This is a genomic window from Pseudoalteromonas sp. G4 (genome assembly GCF_028875915.1).
In the GTDB taxonomy this organism is placed as follows: Bacteria; Pseudomonadota; Gammaproteobacteria; order Enterobacterales; family Alteromonadaceae; genus Pseudoalteromonas.
Genome location: NZ_JAPEHW010000030.1, coordinates 24,349 through 43,065, shown reverse-complemented (window position 1 = coordinate 43,065; position 18,717 = coordinate 24,349). Strand labels below are relative to the sequence as shown.

The 18,717-nt window shown below is 40.5% G+C and carries 14 protein-coding genes and 1 pseudogene; 2 read left to right on the top strand and 13 right to left on the bottom strand.

Annotated elements, in window-relative coordinates:
* The 4 genes and pseudogenes from ON073_RS10610 to ON073_RS10595 all read right to left on the bottom strand — a co-directional run.
* Positions 1–501 (bottom strand): annotated as a pseudogene (locus ON073_RS10610) (CLCA_X family protein); the annotation flags it as partial.
* A 252-nt stretch (positions 502–753) separates the two neighbouring features.
* Positions 754–1,989: a cysteine desulfurase-like protein gene (locus ON073_RS10605; RefSeq protein ID WP_274761861.1), complete on the bottom strand. Its 1,236-nt coding sequence runs from the start codon at positions 1,987–1,989 to the stop codon at positions 754–756.
* A 9-nt stretch (positions 1,990–1,998) separates the two neighbouring features.
* Positions 1,999–2,631, bottom strand: coding sequence for a 2OG-Fe dioxygenase family protein (locus tag ON073_RS10600; protein WP_010561220.1), 633 nt, complete (start codon positions 2,629–2,631; stop codon positions 1,999–2,001).
* A gap of 508 nt (positions 2,632–3,139) precedes the next feature.
* Positions 3,140–4,255: a CNNM domain-containing protein gene (locus ON073_RS10595; protein ID WP_274761860.1), complete on the bottom strand. Its 1,116-nt coding sequence runs from the start codon at positions 4,253–4,255 to the stop codon at positions 3,140–3,142.
* Positions 4,256–4,510: 255 nt separating this feature from the next.
* Between ON073_RS10595 and ON073_RS10590 the strand changes: the two genes are divergently transcribed.
* Together ON073_RS10590 and ON073_RS10585 are read left to right on the top strand one after the other, a co-directional pair.
* Complete coding sequence (locus tag ON073_RS10590; protein WP_274761859.1) at positions 4,511–6,940, top strand: S9 family peptidase; 2,430 nt, start codon at positions 4,511–4,513, stop codon at positions 6,938–6,940.
* Between the two features lie 148 nt (positions 6,941–7,088).
* On the top strand, positions 7,089–7,775 hold the full coding sequence (locus ON073_RS10585) for a response regulator transcription factor (RefSeq protein WP_274761858.1): 687 nt from the start codon (positions 7,089–7,091) through the stop codon (positions 7,773–7,775).
* Between the two features lie 104 nt (positions 7,776–7,879).
* Here ON073_RS10585 and ON073_RS10580 read toward each other — a convergent pair whose 3' ends face one another.
* From ON073_RS10580 to ON073_RS10540, 9 genes are all read right to left on the bottom strand, one after another.
* The gene (locus ON073_RS10580) at positions 7,880–9,592 is read right to left on the bottom strand and encodes an energy transducer TonB (protein WP_274761857.1); all 1,713 of its coding nucleotides are present in this window, start codon (positions 9,590–9,592) and stop codon (positions 7,880–7,882) included.
* A gap of 97 nt (positions 9,593–9,689) precedes the next feature.
* Entirely contained in the window at positions 9,690–11,204 is a 1,515-nt protein-coding gene (locus ON073_RS10575) for a YifB family Mg chelatase-like AAA ATPase (protein ID WP_274761856.1), read from the bottom strand.
* A gap of 57 nt (positions 11,205–11,261) precedes the next feature.
* Complete coding sequence (locus tag ON073_RS10570; RefSeq protein WP_274761855.1) at positions 11,262–11,885, bottom strand: trimeric intracellular cation channel family protein; 624 nt, start codon at positions 11,883–11,885, stop codon at positions 11,262–11,264.
* Between the two features lie 8 nt (positions 11,886–11,893).
* Positions 11,894–12,289, bottom strand: a complete 396-nt coding sequence (locus ON073_RS10565) for an ACT domain-containing protein (RefSeq protein WP_274761854.1) — start codon at positions 12,287–12,289, stop codon at positions 11,894–11,896.
* 68 nt (positions 12,290–12,357) lie between these two features.
* Positions 12,358–12,957, bottom strand: a complete 600-nt coding sequence (gene leuD / locus ON073_RS10560) for a 3-isopropylmalate dehydratase small subunit (protein ID WP_274761853.1) — start codon at positions 12,955–12,957, stop codon at positions 12,358–12,360.
* Positions 12,957–14,357 carry a 3-isopropylmalate dehydratase large subunit gene (leuC, locus tag ON073_RS10555; protein ID WP_274761851.1) on the bottom strand — a complete coding sequence of 467 codons (1,401 nt, stop codon included), beginning with the start codon at positions 14,355–14,357 and terminating at the stop codon, positions 12,957–12,959. The genes leuD and leuC overlap by 1 nt, the downstream gene beginning before the upstream one ends.
* Positions 14,358–14,413: 56 nt before the next feature.
* Positions 14,414–15,493, bottom strand: a complete 1,080-nt coding sequence (gene leuB, locus ON073_RS10550; protein WP_274761850.1) for a 3-isopropylmalate dehydrogenase — start codon at positions 15,491–15,493, stop codon at positions 14,414–14,416.
* The gene (gene leuA, locus ON073_RS10545; RefSeq protein ID WP_274761849.1) at positions 15,490–17,037 is read right to left on the bottom strand and encodes a 2-isopropylmalate synthase; all 1,548 of its coding nucleotides are present in this window, start codon (positions 17,035–17,037) and stop codon (positions 15,490–15,492) included. Before leuA ends, leuB begins: the two co-directional genes overlap by 4 nt.
* A 359-nt stretch (positions 17,038–17,396) precedes the next feature.
* Entirely contained in the window at positions 17,397–18,506 is a 1,110-nt protein-coding gene (locus ON073_RS10540; RefSeq protein WP_274761848.1) for an EAL domain-containing protein, read from the bottom strand.
* Between the last annotated feature and the right edge of the window lie 211 nt (positions 18,507–18,717).

The following is an 18,717-nucleotide window of genomic DNA, read 5'->3' as shown; positions in this document are numbered from 1 at the left end:
AAAAATATTTATTAGGCGATCATTTAACGGGTGGGCAATTTGTGTTTTGTTTTTCAACCAGCAGTCACTGGCGAATAGAATGCGGTTTGGCAAGATCTCCGAATCATTAATATTAAAGGCTTTGTCGGCAATGTAATGATCAAAGGCATGCCAAAACTCATGAGCAAGTGCCCCTGCTCCCGCGTTTTTAGCCAATGCCAGTTCGCGATAATGAGGCGCATAATGTGCTTGCACGCCCTTTCGCCCGCCACTACCAAAGGCAAGGTTTAAGTTGCCACGCAGGCCCATTGCTTGTGGCGGTAATGCCAAGATGTAGGCTAAATCAGCCAGTGCATCGAATACTAAATTAGCGGCAAGGTCTCTTTCTTCGCGCGTTACCCAGCTACCCACACGAATATTCCCCATGCCAAAGGTTTGTTTTATATCTAAAAACGACACTTGTTCGCCATGGCGATAGTCTGGCCCTTTGCGGGTTTTGTATTTAAAGCTGGTTAACTTCAAGTTGGCTCAGTTAGGTTTAGTTGATGCTGTCATTATCCATTAAAAAAGGGTAACTCAGTTACCCTTTTTCACGTTTGATTATACCAGTTGCATTAATTAGCAGGTCATTTATTGCGACAGAAAAATGGCTCAGAAACAAGGCTTAAAATTAGACATGTAGTTGTTCTACTTTAGAATTTTAAAACGCAGTTTATGGGTCATTTAACTCGCTAGAATGATCAAATAATTAATAAAACTGGTATTATTGCGAGCTTATGCAAGTAGCGGCTCTAATACATCAAAGAAGCGCTCTAGCTCTTCGATTGTGTTGTAGTGCATACAACCAATGCGAATAACACCGCCGTTGTCTAACACGTTAAGCTGTTGGCATAAGCCTTTGGCGTAGAAGTTACCGTCCCACACACAAATATGCTCTTTACCTAAGTGCTCAGACACTTGGCGTGGCGTTACACCCGCAACAGTAATTGCAAAGGTAGGTGTACGCTCGGCTAAACGCGACAGATCAGCAATACCGTATAAGGTCACTGATTTATACTTTGCGATACGCTCAAGGAAGTACTTAGAAAGCGCATCTTCATGCTGTTTAGCATTGGCAAAAGCCACCTCTAATCGCGTGCGCAGTGGCTCGCTTTCATCGAGCTCGCTTAGGCTTGCAATGTATTCAACGGCTTGAATAAAACCTGCCATTGCTTCAAAGCTTTGCGTACCCGTTTCCCAACGACCTGGAATTAAATCGGTTGCTGGTTCTACTTTATATGGTGTAAAACCTTCTAGGTATTCACGTTTACCATAAACCATGCCTAAGTGTGGGCCAAAGAATTTATATGCAGAACACGCTAAAAAGTCACAATCAAGTGCTTGTACATCCACCAGCATGTGCGGTGCATAATGCACAGCATCAACATACACTAGCGCACCTACTTGGTGTGCCATATCAACAATCGCTTTAATATCGTTGATAGTACCTGTAGTGTTTGATGCGTAGGTGACGGCAACAAGCTTAGTGTTTTCATTGAGTAATGATTTTAACTGCACTAAATCCAGGCTACAGTCTGCTGTATCGACTTCTAATGCGTGAACTTTTACGCCTTTATCGTCTGCCGCTTGCTGCCAGCTAGATACGTTTGAGAAGTGATCTGCATTAGTTACGATAATTTCGTCACCCGCTTGCCAATCGCGGCTAATAGCACGGCTAAAGCTAAAGGTTAGGCTGGTCATATTCGGACCAAACACAATTTGCTCTTTGCTTGGTGCATTTAACAATGTTGCCGCACTTTCACGTGCTTTGTTTACTAGGTCAACCGTTTGGTGGCTTGAGAAAAATGCGCCACCTAAGTTTGAATTATAACGACCTAAATAAGCTGACATGGCAGTTAAAACACTTTGCGGTACTTGTGAGCCACCTGGGCCATCTAAAAATACCGGTGATTTACCTGCAACTTCCTGCATTAATGCTGGAAACTGCTTACGGATTTTAGTTAATTGCATTATCAGTTCCTACGCTGTTAATACAAAGCAGTCTAGGTAGCCTACTTTATCGTTATCGATTTTGTTCATTGGTGTCGCGTTGTGCCATACCTGACGGTCGTTTACCATGGCAAACATGCCGTCTTTAATTTCCATTTTGAAACATGGCTCTGCATCGCGTGATTCGTAAACTAGTAGCTCACCACCTTCAATATTGCTGTGTGACACGCCAGCAACACAAACATGGTCAAAACCATCTTGGTGAACACCTTCTGGTGCAGGTGGTGTATCTGCATCAATCGCTAACATGCGGAACTGATGAATTTCGATATCAGTATCGCTAGCAATGCCTGACATTTCGATAAATTGGTTAACTAAATGCTGCATACCGTCAGTCGCTAATAGCGACTCTTCAAGGTTTTCGTAAGTACGCTCAATATTACCTTGGAATTGGTTAATTGAGTCATCTTGAACAAATGCTTTAGTTGGTTGTAGGCTTAATTTGCCATCAACAAGTTTAATTACAGAGTAACGGCGTAAACGAAATGCACCGTCGGCATATGGGTTTGCCGGTAAGTTATCAAAAGAAGGTTTTAGCTGCTCGATAAATGCTTGCTCAATAAAACGCAATTGCAGCAGATTCTGGTTGTTTACTTTCGTCATAACACGCTCGCAGATGATGAATTATAAATCGCGGAGATCTTAGACGCTTTTAATGGGTTTTTTGTGGTTTAAATTGTGGCAATAAAGATGGTTATAGATTAAAAAATGCAATTTTATGTTAAAAATTAAATATTACATTCAATTTAAATTTTAACTGTTAAATACAGTAATTAGCCGAAGCGTTAAATAGAGGGTTATTGCTGTTAAAACAATAAAAATTAGAGTAATAATTCTAATGAATATATTAACTAATTTATGCTTTAAACGCATAAACCAAGAAGCGTTAACTGGCTGGTTTTGATCGCATAAACTAAAACACGCAATAAAGAAATACCCCAATAAACTCCAGCAAAACAGTAATAAGAAACCTGCCTGCAACGAATTTAAAAATGGCGTATTTAGCACCAGTGATGTTATCAGTAAAGCGAATGCAACAAAGGCAGCTAGCAACATAACACCTCGCCAAGCGTTAAAACGCTTGGCGAGGTTAATAAAACGAGATTGCAGCTTAGTTACACTCATCACTGAGCGACTTTTTCAGAGCTTCAGGTGTTTTTGTTTCTACACCGTGTTCTTCGTTTTTAATCAGGTTTTCGTGATTGTCAACACGTTGTTGCCACTTCTCTTTAGCCATTAATTGCATATTTAAGGTTTGGTCACGTTCATCTACAATTTCCATACCCATTAGGCTTTCAATCATATCTTCTAACGTCACAATACCTTGTACATCACCATATTCATCAACAATCAAACAAATATGAATGCGTTTTTCTAACAGTGTTTGAAATAACGTATGCACATGCAAGGTTTCAGGCACGGTATAAATCGGCTTAACTAGTTTAGCAATTTTGTAGTCTTCACCAAGGCGGTGGTATGCCAGCATGATGTCGTTTTTATGCACAAAGCCAATAATATCATCTGAGTCTTGATCAAACACCAGCACACGCGAAAACGCTACGCTACCGTGTTGTTTTAAATACTCATCTACAGTGAGATCTTTATGTACCCTAAACAGCACTGTACGCGGTGTTAATAAGGTATCAAGCTTTAAATGACGGAACTTTAAAAGGCTGCGAATAAGCTCGCTTTCTTCTTGATGAAGTGCCCCTGCTTCGCTGCCCATTTCTGCCATTGCTTCAATTTCAGCACGAATAAAATGGCTTTCGCTTTGTTTGCTGCCAAGCATTTTCGTAATTATGTCTGAAAGCCAAATAAACGGCTTTAATATGCGCACCATCACCACCAATGATGACGATACGATAGGCGTTAATTGGCGCCAATAATTAGCACCTAATGTTTTAGGAATAATTTCTGACAACACTAACACCAGTAGTGTCATTACCGCAGACGCAATACCAATTGCCGCATCACCAAATACCGCGGCAGCTTGTGCACCTACACCCGCAGCACCGGCTGTGTGTGCAACCGTATTTAAAGTTAGGATCGCCGCTAACGGCTGATCTACTTTTTCTTTTAATGAATTGATGCGCTCAGCCAACTTTGGTTTTTGCTTTTTTAAACTGGCGACATAGCTTGGGGTAATACTTAGTAATACCGCTTCCATAATTGAACATAAAAATGAAATGCCTATAGCTAACAGCATATAGGTAATTAACAAAGCCACAGTAACCTCTCGAATCATGGCGTAAATTTATCAAGCCTAGTTTACCCAATAAACTAAGCACTGCGTACAATAACCGTCGTAAAATTGTATGAATTTATAAACAGCAAAGCTAATTTGATTACGATCACCCGTGCAAAGTTCATTCACACTTGTTTTCGTTGTTCACCATAATTGGGCTGCAACTTACCGAGTTCAAGCATACAGAAGGATTTTTTTTAGTTATGATTCTGCAATCTATTTTGATAAGGACAGACAATGAAAAAGTCTCTTTTAGCAGTAATGCTCGGCGCTTATTTTATTTCTCCAATCGCCAATGCCGAAGCCATTGATACAAGTAAGATCAATTATTTAGGCCCAATCGCACCGCAAAATGCACTTAAGCCATTTGAAACTAATCACAAAAATGCCATTTTAAATAACCTAAAACAGAGTTTGGCTGCAGACCAAGCATCAGTAAGCCTGTTTGGTAATACAGTTAAATGGCAGAGCCTAAATAAATTAAACGCACTCACTGAACCGGGCTTACAAGCATTAAAGTTCACCCTCAGCACAACACGCTTTACACCAGCAACGCTTAAATTAGATGGTGTTAAAGAAGCCAGTTTTTACCTAAATGGCGAGTTACTCTCTAAAAAAGGCGATGCATATAAATTACCGCTGAGCACAGGTCAACACCAAGTAATCATTATCACTGAAAGCGTTGAAGACTGGGGCAAGGTTGCACTTGATTTAAATAGCGATCTTGAAGGTGCCAACATTAGCGTTTCTAGTGATGCGCCAAATACACTAAACGCCAAACAATTATTTGATAGCAAAACGGTTAGCAACCTAAGTATTTCACCAAACGGTAAGCACTTGATTTGGCAAACGCGCAGTTACAACGATAAAAACGGTAATAAAGCACTCAAAGAGACTTACATTAAGTCGGTTAAAAGCAACGAGATTGTTTTCGCATTACCTGAAGGTGCAAGCAACTTTGCTTGGTCAAGCGACAACAAGCACCTTGTATACACAAGCAATAAAGTGCTTTACAAGCTTAATCTGAAAACGCTAACTACAAGCGCATTAAGTGAAGAGTTATCGGGCATTAGCAATGTTGATTTTTATGATAACGACACGCTTATTTTTACTTGGGTTAAACGCCCTGAAAAATCGACGTCGCTTACCAAGTATTACCAAGGTTTAGAAGATCGTTGGTCGTATGCTCGCAATAAGACCAGCGTATATTTATACGATGTAAATTCAGGTTTAATGCGCCAAGTAAGCCCTGCTGAATTTAGTGTTAGCCTTGAAGATTTTGATGCTAAACGTGGCACACTGTTATTAAGCCGTTCTATTTCAGATTATGCAGCACCACCGCATATGCTAACTGAGTTGCTTGAGTACAACTTAAAAAACAATAGCCAAACCACTGTTGGCAAGTACCGTACTTTTAATAGTGCGCAATATTCTAGTGATGGTTTATACATTACCGCTGGCCCAGAGTTTGGTGATAACGCAGGTAAAAACGTTGCATCATCACAGCTTAGTAATAACTACGATTCACAATTATATTCTGTAAGTTATGACGGCAAAACAATCACAGCATTGTCAAAAACATTCAAACCTAGCATTGGCCAGTTCACGGTTTTAAACAATGATGATGTTATTTTAAATGTGGGTGAAGAAGATAAGCGCCAACTGTATTTATTTGATGAAAGTAAAAATCGCTGTTTTAGTGTTTCTGATGATAAATCACCAACCTTAGTTTACGCTGGTACTGGCGCGCAACTACCACAACAAGTACAACTTAAGAGTAAACCAAACAGTGATAAAACTCGTACCCTGTGGAATGCGAAAGAAGCTTACTATGCTAAAACACAGTTACCGAGCCTTGAAGAATTTAACTTTGTAAATGACCAAGGTACTGAAATTAAGGGCCGCGTTTATTTACCAAGTAATTTAGATAAACAAAAACAATACCCAGCGCTGGTGTATTACTATGGTGGTACGTCACCAGTAAATCGTGCATTTACAGGGCGTTACCCATTTAATTTATGGGCAGAAAATGGCTATGTGGTGTATGTATTACAACCAACCGGTGCAACAGGCTTTGGCCAAAATTTTTCGGCAAAACACGTTAATGCATGGGGCGAATACACAGCCAATGACATTATTAAAGGCACTCAGGCATTCCTAGATAAGTACACCTTTGTTGATAAAAACAAAGTAGGTAACTTAGGTGCGTCGTATGGTGGCTTTATGACCATGTTGTTGGCAACCAAAACAGATATGTTTAGCGCGTCTATTTCTCATGCGGGCATTTCAAATATTACCTCTTACTGGGGCCAAGGTTGGTGGGGTTATTTATATTCAGGTGAAGCCTCTAAAAACAGCTTCCCTTGGAATAACGCTAAGCTTTATTCAGAGCACAGCCCTGTATTTAACGCAGATAAAGTAAAAACACCGTTATTACTTATCCACGGTGATGCTGATACCAATGTACCAGTAGGTGAAAGCCACACTATGTATACAGCATTAAAGCTACTAGGCCAAGATGTTGAATTAGTTGAATATAAAGGTGCAGATCACCAAATTTTTGCGCGCGATAAGCGCTTCCACTGGTGGAACACTATGCTGGCTTATTTTGATAAGCACTTGAAAGAACAACCACAGTGGTGGCAGGACTTATACCCACAAAAATAACCATAAAACGCTAAGTAAAAATAACGGCTTTTTTAAAGCCGTTATTTTTTTTGTACACCTATACTTAACATACTTATCTTTCTATTTTTCATTCAGTGCAAAATTGGTGATAATATCGCTTCGGGCAGATAATCGAATAACGAACATTATGACAATACAAGTACTTCTAGTTGAAGATGATTCCTTGCTAGTAAGGCGCATTCAATCACATTTTAGCAATAGTGATTTTAGTTTTGTTGTTGACGAAACGGGCGCTAATGCGGCTAATATTGTGCGCACAAATCATGACATTAAGCTGGCAGTTATCGATATTGTTCTGCCACAAGTAGATGGCTTAGTGCTCGCAAAAGAAATTAACTTAATTTCAGATATTGGTGTTGTCGTGCTGTCGAGCCGAGACTCTCAGGCCGACCGAATTTTAGGGTTAGCACAAGGCGCTGATGATTATATTTGTAAGCCTGTAGATTTATTAGAACTAGAGCTGCGATTAAAAGCCTTAGCAAAACGCCTTAATCTGTTCCAAGCGAATGATGAATACATTGAATACTCAGATATTAAAGTGCACCCAGAACACCGTACACTGATTGTCGCCAATGGCGAAGAAATTAGGCTAACCGAAGCTGAACATAAAGTGTTAATTTCATTAATTGGCAATGCCGGTAAACCCACTAGCCGTGAAAAACTTTCAGAAGAAATTGGCCAATCTGATTGGAGCCCTTCAGATAGAACCGTTGATGTATTAGTTGGCCGCTTGCGCAAAAAGCTCGGTGACGAAAAAGAACAAAAACGCATTGTAACCGTGCGCGGCAAAGGCTACATGATTGCGCTAGGTTAATAATAAAAATTCACTTAACTAACCTAAACTCGGGTTAACTAGCTAATAAACAAAATATAAAAGGCCGCTTTTGCGGCCTTTTATAATTGATTAATGTTAGCTTTTTACCAGGTACCAAGTTTAGAGTTTTCGTAAGCTGCTAATCGCGCTTTCGCGGCATCAACAAAGTAGTCTTTGTCCCATGCTTCTTTTACTGCTTTCTCTTGCATATCTACAGCTTCATCAAACTGACCTAATTTTGCATAGGCGGCTGCCATATATTCATATGCCCAAGGGTCATCCTTTTCATCAACCACTAACTTTGTTAGTTCAATAGCATAGTTCAACTCGCCTTGGTTATGCGACTCACGTGCGTATATGCCTGCAAGCTCTCGCATCGCAATATAATCGCCTTTTTCTGCGGCATCGCCGAGCCACTCGCGCGCTTGGCTGAGTAACTCTTTACTCGCATCTGCTTTTTGTAAAATACATTTAGCAGCCAGTGTTTGTGCCGGTGTATGACCGAGATCCGCTGCGGTACCTAAAATACGTAAATTGCATCCCGCACCAAGTAACATAAGTGATGCAAAGTCACCGCCTTGCGCTGCTTTTAAACGCCAGTAACTCGGCATCTCTTCACGCGGTTTTGCAATGATCTGTTTTAATCTTACATTTTGGCGATTGATATAGTTTGAGTAAGTATTATTTCGTGCTTCATTGTTATAGAAAAACTCTGCTAAAAATGGCCCATACTCTGATTGCTCATCACCACTGACTAGTACTTGCCAGTTTTGCATGGTTTTAACAGCAAGTTTGTCTAATTCTTTAGGTGCTTTATAGTCACCAGTTGCTTCGTAACGAATGGTTTTACCTTGCTTATCTAGCCAAACAAGGTAATTGAAGTTATAGAAATCTTCGCTAAGTTCTGGGGTTTCAGTGAACTCTTCTGCGTTACTTGCCAGTAAATTTGCAACGCCATTTGAACTTGCCACAGAATCTTTTGGCAAATAAGCTACTTTTAGCATATCGTCATCACTCATCAGCTCTAGCATATCAGCAAGTTCAGCTTGGGATTTAGTGTTGCCACGTTTTGCCTGAGCTAATAATTTTTTATGCTTAGCCTCGAGTTGTTTAAGGGTTTCTTCTGGAATATCTGTGCGTTTAAAAACGACACCAAACTGTGCCTGACTAAACTTTCGTAAACTGCCGCCCACTTTTAGAATTTGATAACGCGAATTTTCTAATTTATCTAATACGCTTTCTGCAAATTCATCGCTTGGATAGCTTTGTAATAACTGCACATCACGCACAATACCGTTGCGGTCAATGTCAAATAAATAGCGCGCCATGCCCGGAATGCCTTTATTAAACAGGCTGCTAGGATATTTTGCTTCTGGATTTTCAGTACGCTTGGGGGTTGGGTTGTAGTCACGATCAAAAGGTAGTGCATAACGAATATTTTCGCTGCCATTTTTGCCATACAAACCAATTAATTCATTGGCTTTCGCTTGTGCATTTTCCATTTGTGCAGGAGTTAATCTGCGCTCAACTGTTTTAAGTGCTTGCCTTGCTGTTAAAAAGCCATTTTCGATAGCAACTGCTAAGTAGGCGTAAGCTAGGATTGGGTCTTGTGCTACACCTTGACCACGAAGGTATTGCACCCCTAAATTAAATTGGCTTTTGCCATGACCGAGGTGAGCTGTTTTCTGAAAAAGCTTAAAGGCTTGGGCATAATCTTGATTAAGATAAAGATCCATGGCACGGTCAGCATTAGCCATCGCATTTAAACTTTGGCCTGCTAACAATAAACCAGCTATTACACTCGCTAACTTTTTCATTTCAACTCCTGTCAATTGCACCAAACTTCATGTTAACAGGTGGTTAATAGTGGTGCAACTCAGGAAACACCTAAGCTAGCGCATTTTTTTGATGTTTTTAAACTCGTGTTAAGGTATTAATTAATCGCTCAAATGCACGATAGCTGATTGCCTCTTTAATATGCATTAAATCAACAGTTTGCTTGCCAGCTAAATCAGCAATCGTACGTGCAACTTTTAATACTCGATGATACGAACGTGGGGATAAATCGAGCTTTTCTGTAACCAACGCCATAAACATCATACTTTCATTATCAAGTTGCACCACTTTCTCAAGTTCTCGATTTGAAAGTAACGCATTAAGCTTACCTTGACGTTGATATTGTAATTTTTGTGCATTTACGACTCTTTCGCGAATTTGCTCTGAGCTTTCCTCAAATTGATTCGATTGCAGTTCATGGGTTTTCAATTTTGGTAACTCAACTTGCAGATCAATCCGATCTAAAAAGGGTCCAGAGACGCGGCTTAAGTATTTCAAAATTTGCTCTGGCGATGCACGATTATCTCTATGACACCCTGTTGGACTTGGATTTAGTGCACAAATTAACTGAAAGTTTGCAGGAAATTCTGATTGCCTTGCGGCTCGTGATATTGTTACTTTGCGGGTTTCTAATGGCTCACGTAAACTATCTAATACTTTGCGTTCAAATTCAGTAAGCTCATCTAAAAATAGCACGCCATTATGCGCGAGACTAATTTCACCAGGTTTAGGGTTTGAAGAGCCACCAACTAAAGCAACCGCTGAGCAAGTATGATGCGGTGAGCGAAATGGTCGTATTTGCCATTGCTGCTGAACTACCGATTTTCCAATAATTGAGTAAAGTGTTGCTGTTTCTAGTGCTTCAGATTCAGTTAATGGCGGCATTATAGTCGCCATTCTTGCCGCTAACATTGATTTCCCAGTACCGGGGGGACCAAGAAACATTACATTGTGCTTTCCTGCCGCGGCAATTTCGAGCGCGCGTTTAGCTTGCCCCTGCCCTTTTACTTCAGCCATATCAATTAAATAATGTGGCATGGCTTTTTCTGCTTGAGGTTCAGCTACCAAGAAGTTAAGTGCTTGTTGCCCCGTTAAATCTTGACAGAGCTCATTTAAGCTTGTTGCTAATTTAATCTGACAATGTGATACCAGCCCAGCTTCGTTGGCATTATGGCCTGAAATATAAATTTGTTTATTGCTATTAATATTCGCTATCAGCGATGCAAGCAGACCATGAATTGGCCTGATCTCGCCACTTAAAGACAGCTCACCATAAAACTCGTGTTTATTTAAGTCCAACTGACCCAATTGATTTGATGCGACCAAAATGCCAATAGCAATGGCTAAATCAAAGCGCCCCCCTTCTTTGGGTAAATCGGCTGGTGCTAGGTTTACGGTTATGCGCTCTTGCGGAAATTTAAATTGGCTGTTAATTATGGCGCTACGCACACGGTCCTTGGCTTCTTTTACTGAGGTTTCGGGTAATCCAACGATGGTAAACTTGGGTAAGCCAGAGGTGATATGAATTTCAATCGTTACTAAAGGCGCATCCATAGCCACTTGCGCGCGGGAATAAACACAGGCAAAAGACATTCCGTTGTCCTTATATTTAAGCTCTTACTTTTAGTGTAGCTGAATTTAAGCGCTCAGCTACTTATCTATCTTGCTGTATTTAAATACGTGTAAGCTCCATCCCCATTTTATTGCCCCCGCACGTAAGCCTAATGTACCCAGCATACCTAAAATCATGGCGAAATTTGCTGAAAGTCCAAGATTAAGGCTTTGTGTGTATAAAATGCCACCAAAAATACAGGTTGTAGCATAGAGCTCGCTCTTTAATACCATCGGGGTGGTGCGCGCGAGCACATCGCGGATCATGCCACCAAAGCAACCTGTAATAGTACCCATTACAATGGCGGTTAAATCAGGCATACCAAGGCTTAAGGCTTTTTGCACCCCCATCACCACGAAAAATGCCAATCCTAATGCATCCGCTATTTCAAGTAATACCTGTGGAAAACCTCGTTGACGATTAAGCCAAACAATTGTGATGGCACTCGCAATAAAAATCGAAATTAAATAAGTGGGATCTTTTAACCAAAAAACCGGCACATCTAAAATTACATCACGTGTTGTACCACCGCCAATCGCTGTAACTGACGCGAGTACGATGACACCAAAGCCATCTAATTTCTTTTTATAAGCGACCAGAGCACCTGATATCGCAAATACTGCAACACCAACTAAATCAATCCAGTGGAACAAAGAATCCATTTTTACCCTTATTGCTTGGTTACCGCTTGAAGTACTTCGACTGCTGTTGAAGCATCTTTCTTAGCAACCAAAATATGATCATGGTAAAACCCTGCAACCACATTAGCGCTAATATCATATTTTGCCAAGGCTGTTGAAAAAGCAGCGGTTAAACCAACAGCATCAAGACTTGAGTGGATCTGTAAAGTGATTAATGAAAACTCTGAACTGTATGTCAGCTGCCATTCATCTGCCTGAGCTTTAGTTAAAATCAGCGTTATACCTTCAGGCTCATTAATACGCGCAAACACCTTGCTCATATCCAAAGAATCAACTGTTTCTGTACAAACAAACACATAGCTTTCAGGGTGCAACATTGGTTGCATATGTTTTATTAACTGTTGTAGATTCGTTTCACCACTCATTTTCTTTCCTTATAAAATAAAAAAGGCTGTTAACACAGCCTTTTTAGAATTCTAATTTGATAAGGTCATTATTGCCAAGCTCTTTGGCTCACAAGTTGTTGTTCAAAAGCATCAATTTTATCATTTAGCGTTTCAGTTACGCCAATAAAATCAAGCCCTGATAATAAACGTTGCTTGATATCAGGACGGATATCAAAACTAATATCATCAAGCTGCTCACTTTTAATTACTTGGTTTTCCAAATCTATCACAACATTTACTTGCTCAATTTGCTCCGTTACCGCAAATAACTTATCCAGTGTCGAACTCGGTAACGCAATTGCAAGCATTTGATTATTCATACAGTTATTAAAGAAAATATCAGCAAAGCTTTCGGCTAAAATCACTGTAAAACCATATTGTTTTAATGCCCAAGGCGCATGCTCACGCGATGAGCCACAACCAAAGTTATCGCGAGTAAGCAGCACGCTGGCACCTTGGTAACGGGCTTCATTTAAAATGAAGTCTGGATTTGCGTCACCATTTTCCAAATAGCGCCAATCGTAAAATAACGCTTTATCAAAACCATCACGGCTGGTTGACGTTAAAAACTGCTTAGGAATAATTTGGTCTGTGTCGACATTGTTTTTATCAAGTGGCGCCATTAAACCGCTGTGAAAAATAGCCATTAGATACCTCCTCGAATATCAACAAATCGACCATGAATTGCCGCAGCAGCAGCCATTGCAGGGCTGACTAAGTGAGTACGCCCACCACGTCCTTGGCGACCTTCAAAATTACGATTTGAAGTAGACGCGCAACGTTTACCCGCGCCTAGGCGGTCGTCATTCATTGCTAGGCACATTGAACAACCAGGCTCACGCCATTCAAAACCAGCTTGCTTGAATATGTCAGCTAAACCTTCTTCTTCCGCTTGTTTTTTAACAAGACCAGAACCCGGCACCACCAACGCTTCAACACCTTCAGCCACTTTTTTACCTTGCACTAAAGAGGCGGCAGCGCGTAAATCTTCAATGCGACTATTGGTACAGCTTCCAATAAATACAGTGTCTACTGCTACATCTGAGATTTTTTGTCCAGGCGCTAAATCCATATAAGCCAGTGCGCGACGTATCGCATCGGCTTTAATTAAATCGCTTTGCGCGTCAGGATCTGGAATTGTTTGATCAATACCAATCACCTGCTCTGGGCTCGTGCCCCACGTCACTTGCGGTTGTATCTCTTGTGCATTTAAAATAACTGTCTGGTCAAATACAGCATCATCATCGCTCTTTAAGGTTTGCCAATATGCAACCGCCTGATGCCAATCATCACCTTTAGGCGCAAATGGACGCCCTTCAAGATAGTCATAAGTTGCTTGGTCCGGTGCAATTAAGCCTGCTTTAGCACCCATTTCAATGCTCATATTACAAAGTGTCATACGTGCTTCCATAGAAAGCGCACTAATCGCTTCGCCGCAAAACTCGGCAACATACCCTGTACCACCAGCAGTACCTAATTTACCTATCACCGCTAAAATAATGTCTTTTGCTGTTACACCATGATTGATTTGGCCATCTATTTGGATTTTTAAGCTTTTTGCTTTTTTCTGCTGCAGGGTTTGCGTTGCTAATACATGTTCAACTTCAGAAGTACCAATACCATGAGCCAACGCACCAAAAGCACCATGAGTAGATGTATGGCTATCACCACACACAATAGTTGTGCCTGGTAATGTAATGCCTTGTTCAGGTCCCATTACATGCACAATACCTTGGTTAATTGAATTTAAATCGTAAAGTACAATGCCAAACTCTTCACAGTTTTCTTTTAGAGCAACCAGCTGATTTTTAGACACTTCACTTGCTGCATCCAAAGAGCGACTCTTAGTTGAAACATTGTGATCCATGGTCGCAAATGTTTTTTCAGGACAACGTACTTTGCGGTTTGCTTCGCGTAAACCAGCAAAAGCCTGTGGTGATGTCACTTCGTGTACTAAGTGTCTATCGATGTAAAGCAAATCACTTTCATCGTTAATTGCAGTCACTTTATGTGCCTGCCAAATTTTGTCGTATAAGGTCTGAGCCACGTCATTCCCCTTGCTAATTTCGGTGACGGTGGCCTGAATTTCAGGCCATATAAAAATTAAATGCGTGCAATGATTTCTTTTGCAACATCAAGTGTGGTGTAGCCAGCCGTTGGGTAGATATCTGGTGTACCTACACCTGCAGCTACCGCTTCTGCAACCGCTTTTTCAATAGTGCGCGCTGCTTCATCTTGTTTTAATGAATAACGTAGCATTAATGCTGCACTTAAAATTTGTGCGATTGGATTTGCAATACCTTTGCCTGCAATATCAGGTGCTGAACCACCAGCTGGTTCATACAAGCCAAAACCCGTTTGGTTTAAGCTTGCAGAAGGCAATAAGCCCATAGAGCCTGTGATCATGGCACATTCATCAGAAAGAATGTCGCCAAACAAGTTGTCGCATAACAGTACATCAAACTGGTTTGGCTCTTTTACCAGCTGCATTGTTGCGTTATCAATGTAGATATAATCAAGTGCTACATCTGGGTAATCTTTACTTACTTCCGTAACAACTTCTCGCCATAACACGCTTGATGCAAGTACGTTCGCTTTATCAACAGACGTTACTTTATTGGCGCGCAATTTTGCTGCTTCAAACGCAAAGCGTGCGATACGTTCGATTTCTTTACGCGAATAGGTTTGAGTGTCGAATGCATATTCCTCAGCACCTTCACCACTTCGCCCTTTTTCACCAAAATAAATACCACCCGTTAATTCACGTACACATAAAATATCAAAGCCTTTTGAGCTAATATCTGCGCGTAACGGTGATGCCGCACTTAATGCTGGTAATAGCTGCGCTGGGCGTAAGTTACAAAATAGACCAAAGTGTTTACGTAACGGTAATAATGATGCGCGTTCAGGTTGCTCTGCTGGCGGCAATCCTTCCCATTTTGGTCCACCAACTGAACCAAATAAAATCGCATCTGCTTGTTCACACGCAGCCAAGGTCGTATCCGGCAGTGCTTTACCAAATTGGTCGATTGCCGCACCACCAATCGCATGGTGATTTAAGCTTAATGAAAAATTAAATTTATCACTTACGGCGTTTAGCACGTCGATAGCGGCGGTCATAACTTCCGGTCCAATACCGTCACCCGCTAACACTGCGATGTCGTAATTTGCTTGGCTGCTCATACTGCTTTCCTTTGTAGTTTTAAATCGGATACTTGCTGTGCCCGATAAATTAAATTGTGAACTCGAATTAAAGCGCGAACGGACGCTTCTACGATATCTGCTGCTAAGCCTGCACCGTGGTATTGGCGTCCATCAAACTTAGCGATAATGTCTACTTGACCAAGGGATGCTTCACCTTGTCCTGTTGCGTCTAAATTATATTCAATAATTTCAATATCCATATTAGTCATACGTTTAATAGCCTTGAATGAGGCTTCAACAGGGCCGTTACCGGTTGCGGCTTCGGTAACTTCTTTGCCACCAATAGTCATGCCTACACTACTGCTAGCCACTGACTGAGAATTTGACGTTGAATGGACAAATGACAGCTGGTAAAAATCGCTCTCATTTGATTGATTATTGAAATAGATCATCGCCTCTAGGTCATAGTCATAAACAGTACCTTTTTGATCTGCTAATGCTAAGAAGCTCTGATATAACGAGTCCATATCATAATCATCAGGCTGATAGCCTAATTCACTTAAACGGTGCTGAATAACATGGCGACCTGAACGCGAAGTCATGTTTAACTGATTATTTGGCACTCCGACGGTTTCTGGTGACATAATTTCGTAGGTGTTTTGCGCTTTTAGTACACCATCTTGGTGAATGCCTGAGCTATGTGCGAAGGCATTTTCACCTACAATCGCTTTGTTCGGCTGCACAGGCATATTACAAATTTGGCTCACTTGACGTGAAGCGCGATAAATCTCTTCGCTTACGATATCAGTGCGTAATTTAAGATGATCTTCACGCATTTTTAAGATCATCGACACTTCTTCAAGTGAGCAGTTACCAGCGCGCTCACCAATTCCGTTAACGGTACACTCTATCTGACGCGCCCCAGCTTGTACCGCAGCAATCGAGTTAGCTACCGCTAAACCTAAATCGTTATGGCAATGAACACTTAAACGCGCTTTATCAATATTTGGCACGTTGTTCATTAAATGCGTGATCATCGCAGCATATTCGTCAGGCGTAACATACCCTACGGTATCAGGTAAGTTGATTGTCGATGCGCCCGCATTTATTGCTGCTTCTACAATGCGGCATAAATCACTATGCGGCGTACGTCCCGCATCTTCGCATGAAAATTCTACGTCATCAGTGTAATTGCGCGCTTGTTTAATTGAACGCACTGCCATTGCAGTTGCATCATCTAAACTCATGCGTAATTTATGCTCTAAATGTAAAGGACTGGTTGCAATAAAGGTATGAATGCGGCGATTTTCAGCTGGTCTTAAAGCAAGTCCACAGGCTTCTATGTCTTTCTCTACCGCACGTGCTAAGCCACAAATTGCAGGGCCTTTTACTTCACGTGCTATACGCTCTACAGCTCTAAAGTCTGCAGGGCTTGAAACAGGAAATCCTACTTCCATAACATCAACATTAAGGCGACTAATAGCATGTGCTAGCTTAATCTTATCATCTTCAGTAAGACTTGCTTTTAATGCTTGTTCGCCATCTCGTAACGTTGTATCAAATATCCAAATTTTATCGCTCATACCTGCACCTTTGCCCTAACATAAAAAACCCCGCATTTAGCGGGGTTTTTGCAAACTTTTCAGTCAAACACACTAAGCCCCGCTTCTGCCGTTAAGCAGTAAGAGGTTATTTAGAAGTAGGCTAATCGTGTTGTAAGACATATTTATATGGTTTCCATCATTGACTGAAGCAATTTAACCATTAGAAGCAACGCAAAACAAGCATAAAAAAACCAACAAACCTGCAATTAATATCAAAAACAAAAAACAAAAAAGCAAAAACAACGCACTTAACGAATAAATTAACCAAAATAAGTTTGTTAGATAATTTATTAGCCAATTACATTAAATGACCTGCATAAAAAAAATAATGAATTTTTTTAATTCACACAGTTATTTTTTAGCATCTCAAATACCTGGTTTACAGGAATAGGTGGTGCAAGGTAATAGCCTTGCATATGGCTTCGTGTGAAATTATTTTGCACTAGCTTCTGCTGTTGATAACTTTCAATTTTAACAAAGACAAAATCAACACTATTATGATGGTAGAACTTAGCAACCTTGTCTGTTTGCTCTTTATCGAGTTGTTGTAGTTGCTCTACCGGAATTTTCACTTCATCAATCACTAAGGGTAGTTTTTCAAGCCGTGTCAAAATACCTTCTTCGCCATCAATCGCAAGGCTAAAGCCTAGCTCTTTTAACCCAGCTAACAACCCAATAACTTTGCTGTTAGAGCTGTAAAACGCATCAAGAGGAAACTCAAAAATAATTTGATCAGGGTTTATACCTGCAATGTTTAAATGCGAGCTCATTACTTGCAGTAAGTCATATTGCCCTAAATCGATTAACGATAAGTTAATTGATAAGCGAACGCTGCTAAATGCAGGTAAAACTTCTGCAACTCGTTGGAAAAACATATCACTAAACACATCGATTAATTGATGTTTTTCAATCGCATCCATAACCTGCTTAGTACTTAACTTAATACCATTTTCTTGAAAGCGAACTAAACATTCAAAACCAGATAGCTTCTCGTTTTGACTGCGAAATTCAGGTTGAAAATCAAGGTTTACACAATCTCTACGTGAAAGAATCGTAGCTAATTTTTCTTTATCGATGATGTGCTCTGTAACCGAACGTTGACTGAAAACTTGATTGAAGTCACTGAGCTTAACAGGTTTATTGATTTGCGCTATTAATTCACAAGGCAAAAATAAGGGTACAGCATCATCTTCAGTAAGCAATAAGACTAAGCGACCTTTAAAGCCTGTACCTAATAACCAGCTTGCCATATCTACATCACCGAAAGAATTTGCAGAGATAACTAAGGTGTCTTCATTAGTACCTTGTACCACTTCACTTTGTAAGCTAGCTAGATCACCTGTTGTGAAAATACGTCCAGCCCAAAGGTATTCAATGCACTTTTGCGTTGTAGTACGTTGCTCTTCGCTTAAATCAAATATAAAGACGGTTTGCTCTTTCGAATCCATGTCAACATCCTGTTTTTGCTGCATTCTATAAGTCAAGCATAGAACCTTATAATTACCAGTATATTGGCACTATTATTTAGTCTTAAAATCGAAATTATGGGCATAAAAAAAGGCGCTTTATAAGTAGTCGAGTGCGATATTAAGGGACGATTTTCGTCCCTTTTTCCATTAAGAATAAGTTAAATATGCACTTAATTTACCATTAAAACAT

Coding starts and splice junctions, on each gene's coding strand:
- ON073_RS10605 (WP_274761861.1), bottom strand. CDS start 1,989: ATGCAATTAACTAAAATCCGTAAGCAGTTTCCAGCATTAATGCAGGAA.
- ON073_RS10600 (WP_010561220.1), bottom strand. CDS start 2,631: ATGACGAAAGTAAACAACCAGAATCTGCTGCAATTGCGTTTTATTGAG.
- ON073_RS10590 (WP_274761859.1), top strand. CDS start 4,511: ATGAAAAAGTCTCTTTTAGCAGTAATGCTCGGCGCTTATTTTATTTCT.
- ON073_RS10585 (WP_274761858.1), top strand. CDS start 7,089: ATGACAATACAAGTACTTCTAGTTGAAGATGATTCCTTGCTAGTAAGG.
- ON073_RS10580 (WP_274761857.1), bottom strand. CDS start 9,592: ATGAAAAAGTTAGCGAGTGTAATAGCTGGTTTATTGTTAGCAGGCCAA.
- ON073_RS10575 (WP_274761856.1), bottom strand. CDS start 11,204: ATGTCTTTTGCCTGTGTTTATTCCCGCGCGCAAGTGGCTATGGATGCG.
- ON073_RS10570 (WP_274761855.1), bottom strand. CDS start 11,885: ATGGATTCTTTGTTCCACTGGATTGATTTAGTTGGTGTTGCAGTATTT.
- ON073_RS10565 (WP_274761854.1), bottom strand. CDS start 12,289: ATGAGTGGTGAAACGAATCTACAACAGTTAATAAAACATATGCAACCA.
- leuD (WP_274761853.1), bottom strand. CDS start 12,957: ATGGCTATTTTTCACAGCGGTTTAATGGCGCCACTTGATAAAAACAAT.
- leuB (WP_274761850.1), bottom strand. CDS start 15,493: ATGAGCAGCCAAGCAAATTACGACATCGCAGTGTTAGCGGGTGACGGT.
- leuA (WP_274761849.1), bottom strand. CDS start 17,037: ATGAGCGATAAAATTTGGATATTTGATACAACGTTACGAGATGGCGAA.
- ON073_RS10540 (WP_274761848.1), bottom strand. CDS start 18,506: ATGGATTCGAAAGAGCAAACCGTCTTTATATTTGATTTAAGCGAAGAG.